Source organism: Micromonospora reichwaldensis (genome assembly GCF_031845925.1).
Classification (GTDB): Bacteria; Actinomycetota; Actinomycetes; order Mycobacteriales; family Micromonosporaceae; genus Micromonospora; species Micromonospora reichwaldensis.
The window spans coordinates 72,698-96,696 of the sequence record NZ_JAVRFL010000006.1 but is presented as its reverse complement, the minus strand read 5'-3'; the positions used below and the strand labels follow the sequence as shown (position 1 = coordinate 96,696).

18 protein-coding genes and 1 pseudogene are annotated in these 23,999 nt (G+C 72.8%); 13 read left to right on the top strand and 6 right to left on the bottom strand.

Annotated features, from left to right (window positions below; translation table 11 throughout):
* Positions 1–174: 174 nt before the first annotated feature.
* The 8 genes from RM555_RS06920 to RM555_RS06885 all read left to right on the top strand — a co-directional run bounded on the left by RM555_RS06920 (position 175) and on the right by RM555_RS06885 (position 9,426).
* The gene (locus RM555_RS06920; protein ID WP_311410937.1) at positions 175–1,488 is read left to right on the top strand and encodes a hypothetical protein; all 1,314 of its coding nucleotides are present in this window, start codon (positions 175–177) and stop codon (positions 1,486–1,488) included.
* A 309-nt stretch (positions 1,489–1,797) separates the two neighbouring features.
* A complete protein-coding gene (gene rpsB, locus RM555_RS06915) occupies positions 1,798–2,721 on the top strand; it encodes a 30S ribosomal protein S2 (RefSeq protein WP_311410936.1) in 924 nt (307 codons plus the stop codon).
* Positions 2,722–2,856: 135 nt separating this feature from the next.
* A complete protein-coding gene (tsf, locus tag RM555_RS06910) occupies positions 2,857–3,687 on the top strand; it encodes a translation elongation factor Ts (RefSeq protein ID WP_311410935.1) in 831 nt (276 codons plus the stop codon).
* A gap of 161 nt (positions 3,688–3,848) precedes the next feature.
* Positions 3,849–4,616: a UMP kinase gene (gene pyrH / locus RM555_RS06905; protein ID WP_132232734.1), complete on the top strand. Its 768-nt coding sequence runs from the start codon at positions 3,849–3,851 to the stop codon at positions 4,614–4,616.
* 75 nt (positions 4,617–4,691) lie between these two features.
* A complete protein-coding gene (frr, locus tag RM555_RS06900; protein ID WP_151456851.1) occupies positions 4,692–5,249 on the top strand; it encodes a ribosome recycling factor in 558 nt (185 codons plus the stop codon).
* A 292-nt stretch (positions 5,250–5,541) separates the two neighbouring features.
* Positions 5,542–6,744, top strand: a complete 1,203-nt coding sequence (locus tag RM555_RS06895; RefSeq protein WP_311410934.1) for a phosphatidate cytidylyltransferase — start codon at positions 5,542–5,544, stop codon at positions 6,742–6,744.
* A 104-nt stretch (positions 6,745–6,848) separates the two neighbouring features.
* On the top strand, positions 6,849–8,000 hold the full coding sequence (gene rlmN / locus RM555_RS06890) for a 23S rRNA (adenine(2503)-C(2))-methyltransferase RlmN (RefSeq protein ID WP_132232738.1): 1,152 nt from the start codon (positions 6,849–6,851) through the stop codon (positions 7,998–8,000).
* Between the two features lie 31 nt (positions 8,001–8,031).
* Positions 8,032–9,426: a DivIVA domain-containing protein gene (locus tag RM555_RS06885; protein ID WP_311410933.1), complete on the top strand. Its 1,395-nt coding sequence runs from the start codon at positions 8,032–8,034 to the stop codon at positions 9,424–9,426.
* Positions 9,427–9,526: 100 nt separating this feature from the next.
* Here the strand turns inward: RM555_RS06885 and RM555_RS06880 are convergent, their stop codons facing one another.
* Entirely contained in the window at positions 9,527–9,748 is a 222-nt protein-coding gene (locus RM555_RS06880; protein ID WP_121396083.1) for a DUF2631 domain-containing protein, read from the bottom strand.
* Positions 9,749–10,065: 317 nt separating this feature from the next.
* Between RM555_RS06880 and RM555_RS06875 the strand changes: the two genes are divergently transcribed.
* A complete protein-coding gene (locus RM555_RS06875; protein ID WP_311410932.1) occupies positions 10,066–11,628 on the top strand; it encodes a Rieske 2Fe-2S domain-containing protein in 1,563 nt (520 codons plus the stop codon).
* Positions 11,629–11,790: 162 nt separating this feature from the next.
* Here the strand turns inward: RM555_RS06875 and RM555_RS06870 are convergent, their stop codons facing one another.
* Positions 11,791–13,383, bottom strand: coding sequence for a phytoene desaturase family protein (locus RM555_RS06870; protein ID WP_311410931.1), 1,593 nt, complete (start codon positions 13,381–13,383; stop codon positions 11,791–11,793).
* A 73-nt stretch (positions 13,384–13,456) separates the two neighbouring features.
* Between RM555_RS06870 and RM555_RS06865 the strand changes: the two genes are divergently transcribed.
* Positions 13,457–14,110, top strand: a complete 654-nt coding sequence (locus tag RM555_RS06865) for a hypothetical protein (RefSeq protein ID WP_311410930.1) — start codon at positions 13,457–13,459, stop codon at positions 14,108–14,110.
* Between the two features lie 16 nt (positions 14,111–14,126).
* On the opposite strand, the gene RM555_RS06860 is transcribed toward RM555_RS06865, so the two are convergent.
* Entirely contained in the window at positions 14,127–14,852 is a 726-nt protein-coding gene (locus RM555_RS06860) for a TetR/AcrR family transcriptional regulator (protein WP_311410929.1), read from the bottom strand.
* 101 nt (positions 14,853–14,953) lie between these two features.
* On the opposite strand from RM555_RS06860, the gene RM555_RS06855 reads away from it, so the two are divergent.
* Positions 14,954–17,137: an MMPL family transporter gene (locus tag RM555_RS06855; protein ID WP_151456828.1), complete on the top strand. Its 2,184-nt coding sequence runs from the start codon at positions 14,954–14,956 to the stop codon at positions 17,135–17,137.
* Positions 17,138–17,186: 49 nt separating this feature from the next.
* Positions 17,187–17,663: pseudogene (locus tag RM555_RS06850) on the top strand (translocation protein TolB); the annotation flags it as partial.
* On the opposite strand, the gene RM555_RS06845 reads toward RM555_RS06850, so the two are convergent.
* Positions 17,633–18,517 (bottom strand): YhjD/YihY/BrkB family envelope integrity protein, encoded by an 885-nt coding sequence (locus RM555_RS06845; protein ID WP_311410928.1) that lies wholly within the window; start codon positions 18,515–18,517, stop codon positions 17,633–17,635. The pseudogene RM555_RS06850 and the gene RM555_RS06845 overlap by 31 nt on opposite strands.
* A gap of 51 nt (positions 18,518–18,568) precedes the next feature.
* Here RM555_RS06845 and RM555_RS06840 point away from each other — a divergent pair, with 51 nt between their 5' ends.
* The gene (locus tag RM555_RS06840) at positions 18,569–19,132 is read left to right on the top strand and encodes a GNAT family N-acetyltransferase (protein WP_311410927.1); all 564 of its coding nucleotides are present in this window, start codon (positions 18,569–18,571) and stop codon (positions 19,130–19,132) included.
* Between the two features lie 157 nt (positions 19,133–19,289).
* Here RM555_RS06840 and RM555_RS06835 read toward each other — a convergent pair whose 3' ends face one another.
* Together RM555_RS06835 and RM555_RS06830 are read right to left on the bottom strand one after the other, a co-directional pair.
* A complete protein-coding gene (locus RM555_RS06835) occupies positions 19,290–20,606 on the bottom strand; it encodes a family 43 glycosylhydrolase (protein WP_311410926.1) in 1,317 nt (438 codons plus the stop codon).
* Between the two features lie 122 nt (positions 20,607–20,728).
* Positions 20,729–23,824, bottom strand: a complete 3,096-nt coding sequence (locus RM555_RS06830; RefSeq protein ID WP_311410925.1) for a DNRLRE domain-containing protein — start codon at positions 23,822–23,824, stop codon at positions 20,729–20,731.
* Between the last annotated feature and the right edge of the window lie 175 nt (positions 23,825–23,999).

Genomic DNA, 23,999 nt, shown 5'->3' with positions numbered 1-23,999 from the left:
CGGTGGACCGCCGCCACGAGCCACGCGGTACGGCGCTGAGCTGGGCCGGCCCGCCCGCCGCCGTTCCCGCCGTCGCCGTCCCCGGCCAGCGGCGCGGGCGACCGGTGCTCCCGGTGGCGCGGATGTCCCGGGGGCGAATGGCGTCCGTGGAGCCGGTCGCATACCGTGCCGGACGTGGACGGACGACGGAACTTTGTCGAAGATCAGGAGTCGCGCTGGTATCCGGCCGACCGTGACCGTGAGAGCGGCTACGGGGAGGCGGACTGGCGCGGTCCGGCCGAGAGCCGGTACCGGGACGACGACCTGAACGCCCCCGAGCAGCGCCGGTCCGCCGAGGACGGCCGCTACGGCGACTCCACGGGTACCCGACGCGGCGAACCAGGACGCTTCGGCACGTCGACGGAGCCCGACTCCGGGCGCTTCGCGGCCGTCGAGCCCGACTCGGGCCGGTTCGGCGCTGTCGAGCCCGACTCGGGGCGCTTCGCGGCCGTCGACACCGACCGGGGCCGCTTCGGCGGGTCGGAGGACCCGGGCCGGTTCGCGGCCACGGGACGGGAGGACCCGGGCCGGTTCGCGGCCACGGGACGGGAGGACCCGGGCCGGTTTGCCGTGCCGGGACCGGAGGACTCCGGCCGGTTCGCCGTCACCGGCCCTGAGGACTCCGGCCGGTTCGCCGCCACGGGGTCGGAGCCCGGAAGGTTCGGCGAGGCCGATTCGGGGCGCTTCGCGGCGGTGCCGCCGCTCGGGGACGCCCGGTCGGATACCGAGGGATACCGGGCGAGCCGCTCGCGCCGGGCCGAGGCGGACCCGGACGTCTCCGGGGAACTGCCCGCCGACCGCCCGGGCCGGCGCGCCGCCCGGGAGCCGAGGGAGGGCCGCGACGCGCTGTCGACCTCCGGCGTCGACGCGCTGGCCGGGGCGGGACCCGTCGAGCGGACCGTGGAGTCGGCCCGCCCGGCCCCGCTGGGCGGCTACCCGATCGTCGCGCCCGGTCGTGCGGCCGAGGCCGCGGGCCCGGCGGGGACGCCGGTCGACGAGCCCGCCCGGCCGGTCGAGCCCCCGCACCCGCTGGAGATGCCGACCGGGCCGATGCCGCCGATCGCGCCCCGCGGCGACCTCGCGCCGGGGGAGCTGCCGGCGTACCCGCCGGTGGTCGCCCCGCACCCGGGAGCGCCGGCGGGCGACGGGGTCTACCGGACGCGGAGGCCCGCCCTGGCCGCGCTCTTCACGCTGCTGGTCCTGGTGTTCGAGGTGCCCGCGATGCGGGTGCTGCTCAACGGCGTGACCGGCGACCCGGTCTCGACGGCCGACGTCGTGGTGGGGATCTTCCTGGTCTGCGGCCTGCCGATCTTCGCGATCGGCCTGTACGGGCTGCGCACCGGCGGGCTGTCGCTCGCGGAGGGGAGCCGGGGCTGGCTACGTCCGCCGACGGCGTACCTGACCGTGGGCCTGGTGCTCTTCGTCGCCGCCGCCCTCGCGGTCCGCTGACCCTCGACCGTCAGGACCGCCCCGCCTGACGGGTGGCCCCGGCCCGGGCTGGCGCGCCGAGTGCCTGAAATGGGCGTTCCGACCCCTTCCCCGCACCCGAGGCATCGGGGGCGGGGAAGGGGCGTACACTGGTCGACTGGCGACCGCCTTGCGCGGTCGACCTCGCGCGCCCTCTCTACGAATCGTCGTGGGGCGACGGCCTCCCTGGTCCCGATCTTGGTCGGGCCCGCCATGGCCGCCGACCGGGCGCCAGGACGCCCGGCCGCCTGGCCGGGCGGGACAACCAGGGACCACGAGGAGTACCCCACCATGGCCGTCGTGACCATGCGTCAGCTGCTGGAGAGCGGTGTCCACTTCGGGCACCAGACCCGGCGCTGGAACCCGAAGATGAAGCGTTTCATCTTCACCGAGCGCAACGGTATCTACATCATCGACCTGCGCCAGACCCTCGACTACATCGAGAAGGCCTACGCGTTCGTGCGCGGGACCGTCGCCGAGGGTGGCAGCATCCTCTTCGTCGGCACGAAGAAGCAGGCCCAGGAGGCCATCGCCGAGCAGGCGACCCGGGTCGGTCAGCCCTACGTCAACCACCGCTGGCTCGGCGGCATGCTGACCAACTTCCAGACGGTCTACAAGCGGCTCCAGCGGATGAAGGAGCTGGAGGCCCTGGGTGACCTGAGCGGCACCGCCGCCGGGTACACCAAGAAGGAGACCCTGCAGCTCTCCCGCGAGAAGATCAAGCTGACCCGTACGCTGGGCGGTCTGCGGGACATGCAGAAGCTCCCGGCCGCGATCTGGGTGGTCGACACCAAGAAGGAGCACATCGCCGTCGACGAGGCCCGCAAGCTGGGCATCCCGGTCATCGCGGTGCTCGACACCAACTGCGACCCGGACGAGGTCGACTTCCCGATCCCGGGCAACGACGACGCGATCCGCTCGGCCGAGCTGCTGACCAAGGTCGTGGCCGCCGCCGTCGCCGACGGCCTGATCGCCCGTTCCGGCCGTCGTCGCGGCAGCGACGAGAAGCCGGAGCCGGGCGTGGCCTCCGACGAGCCGCTGGCCGAGTGGGAGCGCGAGCTGCTCGAGGAGCCGAAGAAGGCCGACGAGCAGGCCCCGCAGGCCGAGCAGGCCCCCCAGGCCGAGCAGGCCCCGCAGGCTGAGCAGGCCCCGCAGGCTGAGCAGGCCGAGCAGGCCCAGCCGGTCGAGCAGCCGGCGACCGCCGCCGCGGAGTGACCGCACCGCCGCCTCCCCGCCGCCCGGTCTCCCGGGCGGCGGGGAGCGGCAGGTACGCCGGGCACGTCGCGCCCGGATCCGGGTAACCGGCACCAGGACCAACCCACCCGCAGTCTCAACACCGAAGAGAGAGCCATGTCCAACTTCACCGCCGCGGACGTCAAGAAGCTCCGCGACCTCACCGGCGCCGGCATGATGGACTGCAAGAAGGCGCTGACCGAGGCCGAGGGCGACTTCGACAAGGCCGTCGAGATCCTGCGCGTCAAGGGCGCCAAGGACGTCGGCAAGCGGGCCGGCCGTACGGCCGCCAACGGTCTGATCGCCCACTCCGGCAAGGCGCTGCTCGAGCTCAACTGCGAGACCGACTTCGTCGCCAAGACCGACGCGTTCATCGAGCTGGCCCAGCAGCTGGTGGAGCACGGCGAGCGCAGCGGCGTCGGCACCGCCGAGGAGCTGCTCGCCACCGAGCTGGACGGCAAGACCGTCGCCGACCTGGTGCAGGAGCAGTCCGCCAAGATCGGCGAGAAGCTCGTCCTGAACCGCTTCGCCAAGCTCGACGGCACCACCGCCGTCTACCTGCACCGCAAGAGCCAGGACCTGCCCCCGGCGGTCGGCGTGCTGGTGCAGTACACCAGCACGGCCGGCGACGAGGCGTCCGACTCGGACGCCCGGGGCGTGGCGATGCAGATCGCCGCCATGCGGCCGAAGTACCTCACCCGGGACGAGGTGCCGGCCGACGTCGTCGACTCCGAGCGGCGCATCGCCGAGCAGACCGCCCGCGAGGAGAACAAGCCCGAGGCGGCCCTGCCGAAGATCGTCGAGGGTCGGGTGAACGCGTTCTTCAAGGACTACGTCCTGCTCGAGCAGGCGTCGGTCGCCGACAACAAGAAGTCGGTGAAGCAGCTGCTGGCCGATGCCGGCATCGAGGTCACCCGCTTCGTGCGGTTCGAGGTCGGCCAGGCCTGAGCCGCCCCGGGCGCTCTCGCGCCCCGCGGGCAGGGAAACGTCGACGAGGAGGCCGCCGGTGTACGTGACAGGCACCGCGGCCTCCTCGTCACATAGGGTCGGCTACGGCAGTTTCGCGGTATGCGGCGTACGGGACGTGCGCATGGGGAAGGGCGGGGCGGATGACGCAGGTTGTGAGTGACCGGAGTCTGGCGGCGGACGATCCGACGGCGCCACCCCCCGGTCGGGCCCGCCGGGTGGTGCTGAAGCTCTCCGGTGAGGTGTTCGGCGGGGGCGCGATCGGGGTGGACCCGGACGTCGTGCAGGCCATCGCCCGGCAGATCGCCACCGTGGTCCGTCGCGGCGTGCAGGTCTCGGTGGTGGTCGGCGGCGGCAACTTCTTCCGGGGCGCGGAGTTGCAGAAGCGCGGCATGGACCGGGCGCGGGCCGACTACATGGGCATGCTCGGCACCGTGATGAACTGCCTCGCGTTGCAGGACTTCCTGGAGAAGGAGGGCATCGAGACGCGCGTGCAGAGCGCGATCACGATGGCCCAGGTCGCCGAGCCGTACATCCCGCTGCGCGCCATCCGGCACCTGGAGAAGGGCCGCGTGGTGATCTTCGGCGCGGGCGCCGGCATGCCGTACTTCTCCACCGACACCGTGGCCGCCCAGCGGGCCCTGGAGATCCGCGCCGACGTGGTGCTGATGAGCAAGAACGGCGTGGACGGCGTCTACACCGCCGACCCGCGGGTCGACCCGACCGCCAGCAAGTTCGACGCGATCACGTTCTCCGAGGTGCTGCGGCGTAACCTGCGGGTCGCCGACGCCGCCGCGTTCAGCCTGTGCATGGAGAACGGCCTGCCGATGCTGGTCTTCGGCGCGCAGGGCGACGACACCATCATCCGGGCCGTGGGTGGCGACAAGATCGGCACCCTGATCACCGCCTGAGCGGTCCGACCCGACCTCAGCGGTCCCTCCGACACGACAAGCCCACGACGAGCACAGAAGGAGGCGAGGAGACCGGTGATCGACGACACCCTCCTCGAGGCCGAGGAGAAGATGGAGCGTGCGATCGAGCACGCCAAGGAGGAGTTCGGCGCGATCCGCACCGGTCGTGCCAACGCCGCCATGTTCTCCAAGATCATCATCGACTACTACGGCAGCCCCACGCCGCTGCCCCAGATGGCGTCCATCGGGGTTCCCGAGCCGCGCATGGTGATCATCAAGCCGTACGACAACTCGCAGATCAACGCCATGGAGAAGGCGATCCGCGACTCCGACCTCGGCGCCAACCCGAACAACGAGGGCAACCAGCTCCGCATCCTGCTCCCGCAGATGACCGAGGAGCGCCGCCGAGAGATGATCAAGGTCGCCCGGCACAAGGGTGAGGAGGCCAAGGTGGCCATCCGCAACATCCGCCGCAAGGGCAAGGAGGAGCTGGACCGGCTCGTCAAGGACGGCGAGGTCGGCGAGGACGACGGCCGCCGCGCCGAGAAGGAACTCGACGACCTGACCCAGCGCTTCGTCGCCGCCGTCGACGACCTGGTCAAGCACAAGGAGAGCGAGCTTCTCGAGGTGTGAACCGTGCGCCGGCACTCCACCGGCGACGACGACGTCGTGGCACCGGCGCTCCACGCTCGATCCGGGCGGCGGGCCGGTGCCACCGTCGTCGGTGGGCCGGCACGGGGCCGGTCCGACGTGAGGGATCGGTGGGTGCAGTAGGCTCGGCAGGATTCCCGGCCACCCTGCGGTGAACGGTGGGGATCGGCCGGCCGTCGGGCGGGTCAACCGGACGGAACAGTCGCGCGGGTAGGGGAATGGTTGTGGTTGTGCGTCATCTGGTGGATCTCGTACCGGTCCCGCTCGGTGCGTGATGTCCCACCTCGATCCCCACGGCAGCGCCGAGCCCCGCGGCTGGGACCGCCCCGACGCGCCCGCTCCCGCACCGGCGCCCGCCCTCCCCTGGCCGGAGCCCGAGATCGATCCGGGTCGGTGGGACCGCCGCCCCGCAGTGCTTCCCGACGCGTACGCCGACGCGCCGGCCCGCTCCCGTCCGCACGCCGACGTGGCGGCGGCCGGTGAACCGGCGGCGATGAACGGCCACCGCGACCATCCCGACGACTCCGAGTACCCGACCACACAGCTCGAACCGGTCCGGGACGTCGAGCCGGAGCCGGAGCCCGCGCCGCCCCTGGGCCGCCGGCAGCGCGGTCGGCGCCGGGCCGGCGCCGACCGGCCCCCGACCCAGCAGCCCGTCCCGAGCCGGGCCGGGCGCAACCTGCCGGCGGCCATCGCCGTCGGCGTGGGCCTCGGCGCCCTGATCGTGGTGCCGCTGTTCTTCTACCGGACCGCCTTCCTGGTGGTGGTGGCCGCGGCGGTCGCCATCGGCATGTGGGAGATGGCCCGGGCGGTACGCCGCAGCGGCGCGCACCCGCCGCTGGTGCCGCTGATCGCCGGCGGGGTGCTCACCATCGGGCTGGCCTGGTTCTCCGGCCCCGACGCACTCAGCCTCGGCCTGCTGGTGACCGTGCTGGGCACCATGGTCTGGCGGCTCGGCGACGGGCCGGGCGGCTTCCAGCGTGACCTGACCGCGGCCACCCTCATCGCCGTGTACGTGCCGTTCCTCGGCGGCTTCGCCGCGCTGCTGGCGGCGGTGCCTGAGGACGGCGACCTGCGGGTGCTGGTGACGCTGGCCGCGGTGGTCCTCTCCGACACGGGCGGGTACGCCGCCGGCGTCAGCTTCGGCAAGCATCCGATGGCCCCCTCGATCAGCCCGAAGAAGTCCTGGGAGGGCTTCGCCGGCTCGGTCACCGCCGCGGCGCTGGGCAGCGCCCTGCTGCTCTGGCTGCTCCTCGACGTGGCCCCGTGGTGGGGCGCGCTCTTCGGGGTGGCGGTCTCCGGCGCCGCCGTCCTCGGCGACCTCGCCGAGTCCATGATCAAGCGGGATCTCGGGGTGAAGGACATGAGCAACCTGCTCCCCGGGCACGGCGGCCTGATGGACCGGTTGGACTCGATCCTCTTCGCGCTGCCGACCGCGTACCTGCTCCTGGCGGTCTTCGTCCCGGTGCTGGAGTGAGGCGTGAATCACCCGTCGTCAGTGGTCCCGCCCGGGCGGCGGGGGGCGATTCGGCACCTCCGGACAGGTGTGTCGGCCGTCCGGCGTGACAGACTGGACGCGCCATGACGAGCTTGCCCCTGATCCCCGCAGACCCCGACGCCCCCGGGCGGCGGCCCGCGATGCCTCCCCGTCACCTCGCCGATCTCGACCTCGCCGGCCGCCGCGCCCTGGTCGCCGAGCTGGGGGAGCCGGCGTTCCGCGCCAAGCAGGTCTCCACCCACTACTTCGGTCGGCTGGTGCGCGATCCGGGGCAGATGACCGACCTGCCGGCTGCCACCCGGGAGAAGCTCGCCGACCAGCTCCTGCCCCGGCTGCTCACCCCGGTCCGCGAGCTGGCCTGCGACGACGGGGCGACCCGCAAGGCCCTCTGGCGGCTGCACGACGGCTCGCTGGTGGAGAGCGTGCTGATGGGTTACCCGGACCGCGTCACCGTCTGCATCTCCAGCCAGGCCGGCTGCGGCATGGCCTGCCCGTTCTGCGCCACCGGGCAGGCGGGACTGACCCGCAACCTCTCCACCGCCGAGATCGTCGACCAGGCGGTCTACCTGGCCGGGGTGGCCGCCTCCGGAGCGGTGGCGGGTTCGCCGCCCCGCCTGTCGCACGTGGTCTTCATGGGTATGGGCGAGCCGCTGGCCAACTACTCCCGGGTGGTCGCGGCGATCCGCCGGCTGGTTGCCCCGGCGCCCGAGGGGCTCGGGCTGTCGCAGCGCCACATCACGGTCTCCACGGTGGGCCTGGTTCCGGCCATCCGCCGACTGGCCAGCGAAGACCTCTCGGTGACCCTTGCGTTGTCGCTGCACGCCCCCGATGATGAGCTGCGCGACGAACTCGTGCCGGTCAACCAGCGCTGGAAGGTGTCCGAGGTGCTGGACGCGGCGTGGGACTACGCGGCCCGCACGGGGCGTCGGGTGTCGATCGAGTACGCCATGATCAGAGACGTGAACGACCAGCCGTGGAGAGCCGATCTGCTCGGGCGGCTGCTGGCCGGGAAGCTGACCCACGTGAACCTCATCCCCCTCAACCCGACTCCGGGCAGCCGTTGGGACGCCAGCCCCAAGCCGGTCGAGCGGGAGTTCGTCCGGCGGCTGCGCGAGGCCGGGGTGTCGACGACCGTGCGGGACACCCGGGGTCGCGAGATCGACGGAGCGTGCGGGCAACTGGCCGCCGCCGAGGACATTGACACCGACACCGACCGGGCCGGGGAGAAGGCGTGACCGGGCGTAGCGAACGAGACCAGGAGACATAGTGGCGAGTCAGGGTCAGCGTTTCCGGCGTAAGGCGCTCCGCCGGGGATACAAGGTCGACGAGGTCGACGCCTTCCTGGACCGGGTCGAGGCGACGCTCGACGGCCGTCCGGTGGGTGCCCCCGTCGCCTCCCAGGAGGTCCACGACGTCGTCTTCCGGGTCCGCTTCAACGGCTACGACGAGTGGCAGGTCGACCTGCACCTCGACCGGGTCGAGCGGCAGCTGGCCGAGCTGGAGGAGCGCGGTGGCGCCGGCGGCCGCGGCGGCGACCCCCGTGACGCCGACCGCCTCGGCCCGCAGGACCGCCTGGGTGCCCCCGACCGCCTGGGTCCGCCCGACCGGATGGGTCCCCCGGACCGCATGGGCCCGCCCGACCGCATGGGCCCCCCGGTGCGCGACGAACGCGGCATGTCGCCGGTCCCGCAGCCGATGCCGCCCCGGCCGATGCCGGCACAGGCCGGTCCGCCCGGCGACCGCTACGGCCGCTACGACGAGCCCACCGGTGCCTTCGCCGGTGGTTACGACGCCCCGCGGGGCGGCTACGAACCGCCGCGCGGCCCAGGTGGCCCTGGTGGCCCCGGTGGCCCCGGTGGCCCCGGCCCGATGGGACCGGGCGCCCCGATGGGCCATGGCGCTCCGCCGCCGCGCGGCCTGCCCGCCGGCCCCAGCGGCTACGGCGACGGTCCCGGCAACTACGGCGACCGCCCCGGCGGTGGCTACGGCGACGGCCCGAGCAAGTACGGTGACGGCCCCGGCGGTGGCTACGGCGACGGCCCGGGCAAGTACGGCGACGGCCCCGGCGGTGGCTACGGTGACGGCCCCGGCGGTGGCTACGGCGATCGCCCGGGCGGCTACGGCGACGGTCCCGGTGGCTACGGGGACGAGCCGCGTTTCGACGGGTTCGAGGCCGGCCGGCGCGCTCGTGCCGACATGACCGCCGAGATCCGGATGCCCGAGCGGGACCTGCGCGACCTGAGGGGCCGGGGTCCGGCCGGGCCGCCTCCGCAGCCGCAGCCGGGCTTCGGCGGCCCGCCGCACGCCGGCCCGCCGGTCGGTGGTCCGCCGGTCGCTGGCCCACCCGTCGCTGGCCCACCCGTCGGTGGCCCGCCGCCGATGGCCGGCCCGCCGATGGCCGGCCCGCCCGGCAGCGACCTCCACCGCGTCGACCAGATCCGTCGTAGCTTCCAGGTGCGCCGGTTCGGCAGCGGGTACGACCCCGACCAGGTCGACCGGTTCTTCGACACGCTGCTGGGCGGCATGCAGGGGCGCAACCCGATGCCGGTGAACCCGAAGGACCTGGACACGCTGCGCTTCGGGCTGGTGCCCGGCGGCTACTTCGAGGCCGAGGTCGACGCCGCGCTCAAGGACGTGCAGGACATCCTGTTCGGCCGCTGATCCGCGTACGGCGAGGGCCCGCTCCCCGGTCGGGGGCGGGCCCTCGTGCGTGTGGCCTCCGGCGCGCGGACCGGTGCGACGCCGGCTGACGCGGGTGCGGTCAGGACCGCAGGCCGTTGCGCCGCAGCACGGTGTCGCCGATGACGATGAGCAGCAGCAGCACGGCCAGGCCGATCAGCCAGATGTTCTCGACCCTGCCCTCGTGGTTGCCGCAGAGCATCGCCAGCAGGGCCAGCGCGGAGACCACCGCGCCGATCCGCCCGGACTTGCGGTGCCCGGGCTTGTGCTGGTCTGGCGACGTTACCGGCTCGCTTCCTGCCACTGTCGGTCCTTCCCTCGCGATCGGATCTCCGGTTAGTCTGGCACGCCTCGTGCCGGGCCCGGCGCTGGGTCCGACCGATGGTGCGGACCGCACGATCCGCACGGGCGAGGCGGGCGTCGGCCCGGGGGTGCACGAGGGCCGGCAGGGGCTTCGGCACGGTGCCCGGCGTCGGGCAGGTGGCGGTCGCCGGCGTCGGGACCAAGGGCCCGGCTCCACCCGGGCGCATCGGCACTACCGGCGTCGCGGGTAGGTCGCCAGACTCCCTCCGGTAGCGTTTCTGGCGTACACCTTGTTTGTCGTTTTGAGGGGGAACTGCGGTGCGAGTGACCGGTACGGGGCACGCCAGCATGCGGATCGACACGGCCGCGGGCAGCATCCTGTGCGACCCGTGGGTCAATCCGGCCTATTTCGCCTCATGGTTCCCGTTTCCGGACAACTCCCTGCTCGACTGGGAGGCCCTCGGCGACGTCGACTACCTCTACGTGTCGCACCTGCACCGGGACCACTTCGACGCGGCGCACCTGAAGCGCTTCGTGTCGAAGGACGCCACCGTGCTGCTGCCCGCGTTCCCCACCTCCGAGATGGAGGACGAGCTGCGGGAGCTGGGCTTCACCAAGTTCCTGAAGGCGCCGAACGAGCAGGTCGTGGAGCTGGACGGCGGCCTGAAGATCATGATCCAGGCGCTGACCAGCCCGACCGACGGCCCGATCGGCGACTCCTCGCTGTGGGTGGAGTACGACGGGGTCCGGCTGCTCAACCAGAACGACGCCCGCCCCGCCGACCTGAGCGTCTTCGCCGAGCTGGGCCACGTGCACGCGCACATGCTCCAGTTCTCCGGCGCGATCTGGTACCCGATGGTCTACGAGCTGCCGCAGGCGGCGAAGACGGCGTTCGGCAAGCAGAAGCGCGACCGGCAGTTCGACCGCACCTGGCGCTACATCGACGACCTGAAGGCCGACCACGTCTTCCCGATCGCCGGCCCGCCCTGCTTCCTCGACGACGAGCTGTGGCAGTTCAACGACATCCACGGCGACGAGGGCAACATCTTCCCCGACCAGTCGGTCTTCCTGAGCGAGTACGCCAAGGTCGGCGGCACCAACGGCGTCGTGCTGCTCCCGGGCAGCGTCGCGGAGATCACCACCTCGGGAGCCAGCACGACGCACCCGGTGCCCGTCGAGGAGTTCTTCGCCGACAAGGTGGCCCACCTGGAGGAGATGCGCGAGCGCAAGCGGCCGGTCATCGAGGCCGAGAAGGCGTCCTGGCGGCACCCCGAGGTCGACGTGCTCAAGGAGATGCAGCGCCGGATCGAGCCCCTGCTGGAGGAGTCGATCTACCTGGCCAAGGGCGTCGGCGGCCCGGTCCGCTTCGACCTGGTCAGCTACGACGGCGAGACCGTTGAATCCATCGTGGTGGACTTCCCGGGCAAGCAGGTCCGGCCGTACGCCGACGAGAAGGTCCGCTACCGGTTCCGCACCGAGCGGGCCCTGATCGAGCACCTGCTGCACATCGGTGAGGTGGACTGGGTCAACTCCCTCTTCCTCTCCTGCCGCTTCTCGGCCGCCCGGATCGGCCAGTACAACGAGTTCGTCTACGCCTTCTTCAAGTGCCTCTCCACCGAGCGCCTCCAGTACGCCGAGGGCTGGTACGACGAGCACGAGCGCTCCAGCGACGCCGAGGACATCACCCTCGGCGACTGGGTGGTGCAGCGGCGCTGCCCGCACCTGAAGGCCGACCTGACCCGGTTCGGCATCGTCGAGGGCGACCAGCTCACCTGCCAGCTGCACGGCTGGAAGTTCGACCTGGCCAGCGGCCGCTGCCTGACGAGCGTCGGCCACAAGGTCCGCGCCCACCGCGCGGACGCCACCCCCACCACCGCCTGACCCACCCCGCCCCTCCCGCGGGCCCGCCCCTCCCGCGGGGGTGGATCATGCAGTTGTGGTGGCCCGCATAACGGTGGTTGCCGTCCCGTATCGGGCACCACAACTGCATGATCGACGCTCAAGGTGGCGCCCCGGGCGGCGGGTGGGGTCGGGGCGGGGCGGTCAGGGGGTGAGGTCGGTGAGGATGCGGCGGGCGGCGTTGTGGCCGGCCGCGCCGATGACGCTGCCGGCCGGGTGGCAGCCGGCGCTGCCCGCGTAGACGCCGTCGACGCCGGTGGCGTACGGCATCCGGTCCGTGAACGAGACGGTGTTGTCGACGTGGTGGATGTGCCCGCCGGTGATGCCGAAGTGCGCCTCGATGCCGGGCGGCGGCAGCGGCACCGCGTCGGCGATCAGGTCAGCCGTGCCGGGGGCGTACCGCTCGCAGATGGCGATCAGGCGGTCGACGTAGCCGGGCAGCGCCTCGTCCCAGGTGGTGCCGGCCAGCTCGTACGGCACCGACTGCACGAAGAGCGCCGACGAATGGTGCCGGCCGTCGGACAGTGAGGGGTCGACGGTGGTGTGCAGGTACCACTCGATGGTCGGCTCGGCGGGCAGCCGCCCCGCCTGCACGTCCGCCCACATGGCGCGCAGCGCCGCCATCGGCGACTCGCCGCCGCCACCGGTCAGGGACTCCGAGCCGGGCAGCAGGTGGATGGTCGAGCCGAACGGGCTCGGGGAGCCCTGGGGCAGGCAGGAGAAGCGGGGCAGCCCGGTCAGCGCCAGGTTGAGCTTGAGCGTGGTGCCGGGGCGGCGGACCGCCGCCATCCGGTCGGTCAGCGGCGCCGGGAGCGCGCCGTCGGGCAGCAGGTCCATCAGCCGGTACGGGTCGCACGCGCCGAGCACCACCCGCGCGCCGATCTCCCGCCCGTCGGCGAGCACCACTCCGCTGGCCGCGCCGCCGTCCAGGGCGATCGCGCTGACCGGCGTGCCGGTGCGGATCGTCGCGCCGGCGGCCCGGGCGGCGTCGGCGAACGTACGCGACACGGTGCCCATCCCGCCCTCGGCGATCATCCACGTGCCGTCGGAGCCGGGCAGCCGGCACATGTTGTGCACGAGGAAGTTGTGCCCGGTGCCGGGGTCGTCGGGGCCGGCGTTGAGCCCGGAGAGGCCGTCGGTGACCGCGTACATGCTCATCAGGAGCTCGGAGCGGAAGTCGAAGCGGGCCAGGTGGTCGGCGACCGAGCCGCGGACGAGGTCGACGAAGACCTGCCGCAGCGCCGGCCGGACGTACCGCTCGGCGGTCTCCTCGACGGGCAGCGGCTCGGCCAGCCAGGCCGGGGCGAGGTCGTCGCGCAGCGCGGCCAGCTCGGCCTGGAGGGCGTCGTCGGCGGCCACGTCGGCGGGGGAGAAGAACTCGGCGAGCTGCGCGCGGGTGGCCGCCGTGTCGCTGCCGAAGAGCAGGTACGGCGAGCCGGGGCCGCCGGGGGTGGGCAGGAAGTAGTGCGGGTCGCGGCGCAGCACGGGGATGCGCACGTCCAGCGTGGCGAGCAGCTCCGGCGGCATCAGCCCGAGCAGGTACGACCCGGTGGAGTGGCGCAGCCCCGGCACCTTCGGGAACGGCGCCTCGGTGCGGGTGGCCCCGCCGATGACGTTCGCCGCCTCCAGCACCAGCACGTCGAGCCCGGCGCGGGCGAGCAGGATCGCGGACACCAGACCGTTGTGCCCGGCGCCGACGATCACCACGTCGGCCCGGGGCGGCAGCTCGTCACCCATGCCGGGGGAGCCTAGCGCCCACAGGTCCCGCCGGTCAGCCCTTCCGCCGCCGGTCGGCCTAGGCTTGCCTGCCATGGCAGCACCCTTCAGCGCGCCCAGCCCCGCCCCGAACGCCACGGTGCTACCCACCGGACGGCGCCGTGCCCGGGTCGGCCTGCCGCTCTCCCTGTTCCTCGTCCTGGCCGGGATCGGCGGCCTCGTCGCGGCTGTCGCGGTCGTCGGCGGAAGCCATCAGCCACGGTCACCTGTGGCGGGGCTTGTCGCGGCGGGCACCCTGGCGGCGCTCGGTGTGCCGGGTGTCCTGCTCTTCGTGGTGTCCTGGCGGCAACGGCGGACGAGGATCCTCGTCGACCACATTGGCCTGTGGTTCGACAAGGGGGACCGGCGGAACGTCATCCCGTGGCACAGTCTCGCCGGCGTCGGCCTGTTCACGAGCCACGGGCACAAGGCCAGTTTCCACTCCCTGGAGCTGTACCCGACGGGCCACATCGACCGCGACGACCCGGTGCTGTGGACACTGGTGCGCGAGGAGGCGCCGTTCCGCCCCGGGCTGCCCCACCTGCGCCACCGTCTCCGTCTCGAGGCTGCCGACGTGCCCCTGGCGGTGTCGGCGGTCCGCCACCACGCGCCGCACCTTTGGCTCGGTGAGTCCCGACGCGAGGGCAGCCACATCGGGCGCCCCGACCGTGCCGGGCACCGGGAGCGGACCCGGGCGCGGGGGCGGTAGCCGGACGCCAGCGAGGTCAGGACGGCGGGCCGTCGCCCGTCGGCGGGCCGGCCAGCAGTTGGGCGGCGAACGTCTCCAGTTCCAGCTCGAACAGCGCCTCGGCCTCGGTGACTGCCCAGTCGAACTGGTGGAAGACCTCCATGGCGACCAGCCCGTAGAGGCGGGTCCAGCCCGAGAGGAAGGCGTACGCGACCTCGATCGGCACCTCGCCGTGGCTGAGCCGCAGCGGCTCCAGCCGCCCGTCCAGGTGCCGCCGGAGCAGTTCGCCGGGCGGGGTGCGGAAGGGGGAGCGGCGCCACAGGTCGAGGATCGGCTGGATGAAGACCGCGCCGAGGCGGGCGCCGGGGTGGTCCGGGGTGGCGTGGCCGCCGACGAAGGCGGTCCGTCCCGGGACGGGGGCTCCGAAGATCAGCCCGAACTCGGCGGGGTGCGCCAGCGACCAGGCGCGGAACGCCCGGGACATGGCCAGCAACCGCGCGACCGGCTCGCCCCCGGCGTCGTCCCCAGCCGCCTCCAGCCGCAGCCGCAGCTCGTTGTAGAGGTCGGCGGCGAGGTCCGCGACCAGCGCCTCCAGGCTCGGGAAGTAGCGGTAGATGGCCGGCGCCGTCATGCCCATGTCGCGGGCGATGGCCCGCAGCGAGATCGCGTCGATCCCACCCGTCACCAGCAGACGGCGTGCCCCGTCCTTGATCTCGGCGACGGTCGCCGTGCGCAGGCGTTCCCGCCGAGTGGGTGCGGCCATTGACAACCACCTTGACCAGAGGAAACACCGTTGCGATAGTTAACGGCGTTCACTGAAATTAGCGATGGTAGCAGCTTAGCCATCTGTGGAGGGAGAGGCGAATGTTCGCCTGGTGGGGACACATGGTGGTGCGGCTGCGCTGGGCGGTGCTGGCCGCCGCCCTGGTGCTGGTCGCTGTCGGATCGACCTGGGGGGCGGGTGTCTTCGGGCAACTGACCGGGGGTGGCTTCGACGACCCGGCCAGCGAGTCCAGCCGGGCCGCCGAACGGATCGACCGCGAGCTGGGGCCGCAGGGCGCAGACCTGGTGGTGCTCTGGTCCAGCGACACGGCGTCCGTCGACCAGCCGGCCTTCCGCGACCCGGTCACGGCCACCGTCACGGGGCTGCGCGCGCGTTCCGAGATCACCAGCGTCACCACCTGGTACGACACGCAGGCCCCCGCGCTGCTCTCCACAGACCGCCGGGCCACCTACGCGCTGATCCAGCTCCGGGCCGCTGACAAGGACGACAAGACCGCCGCGTACGAGGAGCTGCGTCCGGCCCTCGACGCGCCCGGCGTACGGACCGAGGTCGGCGGCGCGACGGCTGCCCTGCACGAGTCGAACACCCAGACGACCAAGGACATCACCCGCGCGGAACTGCTCTCCATGCCGGTGCTGCTGGTGCTGCTCGTGCTGATCTTCGGCGGGCTGGTGGCCGCGTCGACGCCCCTGCTGATCGGCGGGCTGGCCATCCTCGGCGCGTTCGTCACCGTCCGGCTGGTCACCCTGGTCACCGACGTGTCGGTCTTCGCCATCAACGTCATCACCCTGATCGGCCTGGGCATGGCGGTCGACTACTCCCTCTTCGTGGTCAGCCGGTTCCGCGAGGAGTTGGCGGCCGGCCACGACACCCCCGCCGCGATCCGGCGCACCATGCTCACGGCGGGGCGTACGGTGCTGGTCTCCGGGCTCACCATCGCGCTCGCCATGGCCAGCCTGCTGATCTTCCCCCAGGCGTTCCTGCGCTCGATGGGCCTCGGCGGGATCGCCGCCGTGCTGGTCGCCATGCTGGCGGCGCTGACCGTGCTGCCGGCCCTGCTCGCGGTGCTCGGCCGTCGGATCGACGCGCTGCGCGTACCGCTGCCGTGGCGGCGTGGGGCGCGCGGCGGGCGGCCGACGGCGGGGGAGACGGGCGGCGCCTGGGCCCGCATCGCGCACAGCGTGATGCGCCGCCCGGTGCGCTACCTGGTCGGGGTGACCGTGCTGCTCGCGGTGCTGGCCGCGCCGTTCCTGGGGGTCTCCTTCGGCGGGTTCGACGACCGGGTGCTGCCCCCGGACGCCGAGCCCCGGGTCGTCTCCGAGCGGGTCGCCGCGGAGTTCGCCGGCGGCACGATCTCGCCGATCGACGTGCTGGTCTCCGGGGCGTCTCCGGAACAGGCGCAGCCCTTCGCCGACCGGGTGGCCGCCGTGCCCGGCGTGACCGGGGTGCAGGTGGCGGCCAACCGGGGCACGTCGACGCTGCTGACCGTGACCTACCCGGGCGAGCCGGCCGGCGACACCGCGCAGGACGTGGTCCGGGCGCTGCGCGACCTGCCCGCGCCGGACGGCGCCCAGGTGCTCGTCGGCGGCCGGCCCGCCGTCGACCTCGACCTGATCGACGGCCTCGGCGACCGGCTGCCCTGGATGGCCCTGCTGATGGCCGCCGCGACCCTGGTGCTGCTGTTCCTCGCCTTCGGCTCGCTGGTGCTGCCGGTCAAGGCGGTGCTGATGAACCTGGTGTCGATCGGCGCGTCGTTCGGGGTGGTGGTCTGGATCTTCCAGGACGGTCACTTCGCCGACCTGCTCGGCTTCACCCCGACCGGGTTCATCGAGCCCAGCAACCCGATCCTCATGCTCGCCGTGCTCTTCGGGCTGGCCACCGACTACGAGGTGTTCCTGCTCTCCCGGGTACGCGAGGAGTGGGACCGCACGGGCGACAACACCGCCTCGGTGGCGGCCGGGCTCCAGCACACCGGGCGGATCATCACCGCCGCCGCGCTCCTGCTGATCATCGTGGTGGCCGGCTTCGCCACCGGCGAGATGGCGTACATCAAGCTCATCGGGATCGGCATGATCGTGGCGATCGTGGTGGACGCGACGCTGGTCCGGGCGCTGCTGGTGCCGGCCACGATGCGGTTGCTCGGCCACTGGAACTGGTGGGCTCCCGCCCCGCTCGCCCGCTTCCACCGCCGCTTCGGCCTGCACGAGTCCGCCGAGCCTGAGCCGGCGGCCCCGGAGACCCGTCACGCCGAGTTCACCAAATAGAGGCTTCCATCGATACCCCGTCGGCCCTGGCGTCGACGGGGCATCGGACCTGCCGGACCGGGACGGCTTCCCGGTGCCGACCCGCCGGCAGGTCGGCGCCGCACGGCACTTCGACGGCGGCGAGGGCTGCTGGTGCGACCGGGGCACCTGCTGGTTCACCACCAAGGGCGCCAACCGGGTGTGGGCGTACGACGCGGTGAACCAGCGCCTCGACCTGGCCTACGACGACTCGCTGGTGCCGGCGGGCGCCGCGCCGCTGACCGGGGTGGACAACATCACCGGCACGGCCGGCGGAGACCTCTACGTCGTCGAGGACGGTGGCAACATGGAGATCAACGTGATCACTCCGGCCGGGGTGGTCAGACCGTTCCTACGGCTGCTCGGCCAGTCCGGCTCGGAACTCACCGGCCCGGCGTTCTCCCCCGACGGGTCGCGCCTCTACTTCTCCTCCCCGCGCGGGGCCTCGGGCAGCTCCACCGGCAGCGACGGGATCACCTACGAGGTCTCCGGTCCTTTCCGGCCCTGATCGGCCGCCCGGTCGGCGGGCGGCGCGGCGGCGCGGCGGGCGCGCCAGGCGGAGAGGGCGAGGGTGGCGGAGTAGCCGGCCAGCACGATCACGTGGAAGAGGTAGAGCCAGAGCAGGACCGCCACCCCCGCGCCGATTTCGTCGAAGCCCCCGAACGGCACCCCCAGGTCGATCGGGAGCGAGGCGAAGAGCACGAAGCCGTGCAGGAAGCCGGAGAGGTTCGCCGCGGTGAACGACCCGACGCCCAGCGCGGAGAGCCAGTCCGGCGACGCCGGGCCGACCACCCGGAACAGCCAGAGCAGCACCGGGGTGAGCACCAGCCAGACCGCCAGGAACGACAGCACCACCCCCAGCGCGCCGGTCCAGCCGCCCTGCCGGACCAGCCCGGTGGTCGTGGGCAGCGCGAGCAGGATCGACAGCAGCAGGGCCGGGGCCGGCGCCAGCAGCGGCAGCAGCAGCAGCCGGCCCCGCCAGCCGACCAGCGACTCCTCGCTGCGCGGCACGGCGACCGAGACGAAGGCGCGGCGCAGCCCCTCGCCGTAGAGCGACGCCGGCAGCAGCGACGCCAGCGCCAGCAGCGGGGTCAGGCCCACCCCGGCCTCGACGAGCGCCTGCACCGCGTGGGGCGCGCCGATCGCGTCCGGGAGCGTGTCCACGGCGTGCGAGGTGAGCCGGCGTACGCGCTCGGCGCCCGCCAGCAGCGAGGTCAGCCAGATCGCCAGCAGGGCCACCGGCACCACGGCGATCGCCCCGTAGAAGGTGATGGCGGCGGCGTGCAGGGACAGGTCCCGGCCCCGCAGCGGGCGGAACGCCGCACTGGTGACCCGCTTCGCCCGTTGCCATCCGCCGCCCATCGCGGCTTCTTTCCCCGTACCGCCCCGCGTCACTCATTAGGATCACGGGCCATGACCGTTCTCACCACCCGGCGCCTGGTGCTGCGGGAGTGGGCCGTCGACCCGGCCGACCTGGCCCGGATCTTCGACATCTACTCCCGGCCCGAGGTCACCCGCTGGCTGGGCGCGCCCGGCCTGCCGCTGACCGACCCGGCACAGGCCGCCGACCGGCTCGCGATGTGGCGGGAGCGGCACGCGGGGCACGGCGGCCGGTACGGCACCTGGGCGATCGAGGTCCGCGACACCGGCGTGGTGGCCGGGACGGTGCTGCTCAAGCCGCTGCCCGGGCGGGACGAGGGCACGCTGACCGAGGACATCGAGGTGGGCTGGCACCTGCACCCCGACTCGTGGGGCCACGGGTACGCCACCGAGGCGGCTCGCGCCCTGGTGGCCCGGGAGTTGGCGACCGGCACCCGGGAGGTCTACGCGGTGGTGGCGCCGGGCAACGAGGCGTCCATGGCGGTGGCCCGCCGCCTCGGTATGACCCACGTCGGCCGCCGCACGGACTGGTACGGCGGCGAGGAACTGGAGACCTTCGTGCTGACCGGTGGGGTCAACGCGCCCGGACCCAGGTGATGAAGCGGTCGGTGAGGCCGTCCCGCCGGACCGAGATCTTGGTAAGAGAGCGCCCCTCCAGGGGCCGTTTCCTACCAAGATCTCGGGGAGCCGGCGGGCTCGGGCGGCCGGCCGCCCAGCCGAGGCCGGCCGGGGCCGGGGCGGGCGGGGCAGCCGGTTACGCCACCTCGACGAAGTCGAGTTCCGCCCAGCGGCTCAGGTGGGTGAACCGGAGCGTGTTGAAGCCCGCGTTGAGCGTGACGTCGACGCCCACCTGCCGCCAGACGTCCCAGCCCGTGTTGGGGTAGGTGACGACCTTCGGGTTCGCGCCGTTGACCGTCAGCGTGTGCTGGGCGTCGCCGTAGCCGGCCGCGTAGGCCACGTGGGCGCGGTACCCGCCGGCCCGGGGCGCGAAGACGGTCACCTCGACCCAGCTGTCCGCGTAGTCGATGTACGCCACCACCTGGCCCTGCGACGTGTTCGGGGCGGCGCGCACCCCGCAGTGGTTGAGCCCCCCGCGTTCGGCCTCGTAGCGCACCCGGCTGCCCCGCACCACGGGGTTCCCGCCGGCCCAGCCCAGCGCCGCCACGTACATGCCGCGGGCGGAGTAGTTGTTGATCCAGCCGTGGAAGACGATGTGGTCGCCGCCGGCCTCGCGGACCACGTCCGCGCCGCCCGGCCCCCGCACGGCCGAGTCCAGCGACGCCGTGGTCATCAGCGAGCGGTACGCCTTCGTGTACGGGCCGGTCAGCGAGGTCGACGTGGCGTAGCTGGTCTGGTAGCCGTCGCCGCCGTAGCCGCCGAGGGAGTAGAACAGCACGTACTGCGCGCCGACCTTGGTGAGCACCGGCGCCTCGATGATGCCCGCCTCCTCGGCGCGCCCGCTGCGCAGCAGCTCCACCCGGGCGCCCTGGAGGGTCACCCCGTCGGCCGCCACCCGTTGCAGCCAGAGGCTCGTCGGCTGGCCGATGGCGTTGCCGTCGTCCTTGTAGAGCAGGTAGCGCAGGCCGGTGCTGTCGGTGAAGCTCGCCGCGTCGATGTCGCCGCCCTCGCCGGCGTTGCAGACCAGCGGTCCGGTGCCGACGGAGGTGAACGGCCCGAGCGGCGAGGTGGCCAGCGCGGCGCCCAGGCACTGCCGGCCGGTGGCCCGGCTGCGGGCGGTGTAGTAGAGCAGGTAGCGCCCGTCGGCCCGCTGCGACACGTCGGGCGCCCAGGTCAGGCCCCCGTTGGCCCAGGCGCCGAGGGTCGGCATCGCGTCGGCCCGCCTGGTCCACGCTCCGGTCAGCGAGCTGGCGGTGGCGACCGGGACGTTGCCGTGCCCGTTGTTGGTCGAGTACGCGTAGTAGGTGCTGCCGAACTTGACGACGTCGGGGTCGGGGAAGTCGCTGGCGATGACCAGCGAGGGGGTGGTGGTGGCGGCCTGGGCGACGCCCGGGCTGACGAGCAGGGGAGCGGCGACCAGCAGGGCCGCCAGCCAGACGAGACCTCTTCGCATGTCGAAATTCAACCATGATGGTCGATGTATTGGAAAGATTCCTGCGAACCGGGGCGTGTGGACGACAGGCCCGAACAGTCGCCTTGTTCGGGCCCGTCGCAGGTCTCGGCGGGAGCGCGTCGTCAGCCGAAGGCCTTGACCCCTCTCCAGTCGTCGCCCAGGACGACCTTCACCGGATTGCCGACCGCGGTCTTGGAGGGGTGGTAGATCCGCATCATCCCGTCGGTACCGGAGCGCGCCCAGAGATCGGGAACCCCGTCTCCGCTGACGTCAGGGATGCTCACCACCGCGCTGACGGCGGCCTCCGTCCAGCCCGTTCCGTAGGAGACGTCCCCGTTTCGGGAGTTGGCGGCCACAGTGAGCGAACTCAGGTTCACGCTGCCCGGGGTCGCGCCCGGCTTCCCGTGCCGGACGTACATGGTGCCGGTGTCCAGGTTGCGCCAGAGCAGGTCCGGGGTGCCGTCCAGGTCGATGTCCGTCACGTTGAGCACCTCGCGGCGGGCCCAGGTGCCCTCCAGCGACAGGGTGGCCTGCTGGAAACCCGCCCCCGTGTAGCCGCTCAGGATGCTGAGGAGTGGTCCGGCACGCAGGACCAGGTCGGGGAGCTTGTCGCCGGTGATGTCACCGACGGCCTTGATCTGCGTCCAGGTCGAGCGGGCGGGCACGTTGGACGGCAGCAGGACCCGCAGCCGCCGGTTCACGTCGAAGCTGCCGTAGCCGTCACCGGGGTAGAGCCAGAACTCGCCGTCGGGGGTGCGGGCGAACAGGTCGGTCGTGCCGTCGCCCGGGTAGGCGTCCGAGTGCTTGGTGATCAGGGCGGCCTTGCCGGTGGCCGGGTCGTACCAGTGCCCCGGGGGGTTCAGTTGATCACCGCTGTACGAGGCGGAGAGCCAGCCGTGCAGTTCGCCGCCGACGTCGCCGGCGTAGGTGCGCAGGTTGCCCGAGGAGTCGACGAGGAGCAGGTCGGGGATTCCGTCGCCACCCGTGTCGCCGGGCCCGTCGGCCGCCTCCCTCGGGGGTACGTAGAAGGAGTAGTCGGTACGGGCGCTGTGGTTACCGGCGGCGTCGAGGGCGTACACGTGCAGCGTGGTGGGCCCGGCGTGACGCGGCCGCAGGTCCGGCACGGTGGCGGTGCCGGCGGTGGCTGACACCGCCACCGTGCCGACGCCGTCGAACGAGTAGGTGAAGCTGGAGGCGCCGGCCGCGGTGAAGGTGATGGAACCGGTCTCGCCGAACTTCACCGTCGACCAGGTCGCCCCATCGGAGGTGGCCTCCTTGAACACATCGCTGGTGACGTCCGGGGCCGGGGGCGCCGAGGCGTCGATCGTGACGCGGCAGGGTTCGTCGCCGGGCGGGAAGAAGGAGGACTCGGCGCCCGCCGAGTCCCGGGCGCTCACCTCCCAGGAGTAGGTGGCATTGTCCTCCAGGCTGGTGGAGGGGATCGTCAGGCTGCCCCTGCCGTTGGACAGACTGGTGACCAGGGTGCCTGCCGGAGCGGTCGTGCCGCTCTTCCAGAAGCGGAATCGCAGGCCCGAGAGGTTGCCGTCGGGATCGGTCGCGGTGGCCGAGAGGACGATGTTGGTTCTGGCCACCGTGGCGCCGGTGCCCGGGCCGGGCACGCAGGCACCGCCCGGCGACGTGGTGCCGTTCGTCGGCTCGTTCGGCTTCCTGTTGTAGGTCACGCTCAGTTCGGCGGAGGAGACCCTGAACTTGCGCCAGGTCAGCGTGTCCGACTCGCTGGTGGCGCGCATGCCCAGCGTGATGCTCGACGCGCCGCCGTTGGCTCCCTGCTGGGCCGCGTCCTTGACGTCGAAGCTCACGTAGTCGTCGCCGCAACTGCTGCCGTAGCCGTGGGCGAAGGACTTCCTGTCCTGCTCCCTCGACCAGGCGGGCTGCTTGTTCCACGTGGTGCCGGAGGAGATGGCGCCGGTCTGCCACAGCTGCATCTCGCGGTTCGTGCAGTTCCACGAGTGGTTGTTCAGCACCTTGAAGGTCGCCGAGGAGACGGTCGTGCCCTTCAGGCTGCTGCTGTATCCCATCCGCCAGAAGGAACGGGCCCGCAGCGGCGTGTCCTCCTCGTAGCCCACCCGGGCGTCCGTGGTGCCGGAGTTGAAGTTGGTGCCGTTCCAGGTGTTGGTGTTGGGATGCTGCGAGTAGACCGTGGCCCAGGCCTGCTTGCCGGTGATCAGGGTCGGATCGAGGAAGACGGGGAAGAGCACGTCCTCGCGGGTGAGCAGACCCGTCGCGGCGGCGTCCAGGCGAAGGCGGGCGTTGCCGGTGCCGTCGCCGTCGAGGCGGGTGGGGATCTGGGCGCGGCGGGCACCGGGCTCGCTGCCGCTGAGCCCGGAGAGCGATAGCACGTCGGCGGTGGTCGCGACGGCGGTGCGGGCGGCGGTGCCCGGCGCCTCGGGGTCCCGGCCGGCGGAGTCCCAGGCGAACGGCGTCGGGATCGAGCTGATCTCCTCCCCGCTGACCCGGTCGAGGGCCCGGACTCCGCCGGTGACCGCGTCGTGGCGGAAGACGAGCGTCTCGGAGCGCAGGCCGTAGGTCACGGCGCTGACGGCCCTGATCGTCTCGGCCCCCCGGTTCTTGACGATGAGCAGCTGGCCGAAGCCGCCCTCCTGGCGGGCGACGACGAGCAGGTCGGCCCCGGGCAGAACGTCGGGGTAGAGGGCGCGTGGGCCGTCGAGCACCGGCTTCGGCAGCCGGCCCGGCCACGTGTACGCGACGGTGTGGCCGTCGACGTCCACCTCGGCCAGGACGGTTCCGGCGTCGTCGGCTGCCGCGCTGCCGTCGGAGAAGCGCATGGGGTGCGGGGTGGTCACCGGGCGTACGTCGAGGTCACCGGGGGTGTCCCCGGCGCGGGTCAGGGTGTTGTCGAGCCCGACCCAGCGGCCGGTGGCGTCCTTCGCCCGCTGGGGCGTGGCGTGGATCGTGGTGCGCAGCTGCCCGTTGGGGAGCGCCCAGGTGAGCGAGGTGGCACTCGTCGCCGTCTCCACGAGCACGTCGTTGCCCGTGGTGCGGGCGGCGGCCACGGCCGCCGCCTCGTCGCGGGGGGCGGGCACTGGGACGGCGCTGATCGCCGTCGTCCGGGGCTGGTCGGCCCCCAGCCACCACGGCAGCAGGGTGGCAACGAGTGCGGCCAGCAGGAGGCCCAGGGTGAGAGTCAGCCTGGTGCGCGTACGCACGAACGGGCTGAGCAGGCGAGACGCGGTCACGGCGGGTCTACTCCCGTGGGGGCCAGGCGGAAAGGGAAGGCGCGGAAGAGCAGCCCCGTCCGGCGGGCCGTGGGGCAGAACGCGGGCACACGATCGCATGCCACCAGGGCATTCCGTCTATCCCATGAAAGTTATTAATCCGTGACATTCGATTCGGGTAGCGGTGAGTGAGGAC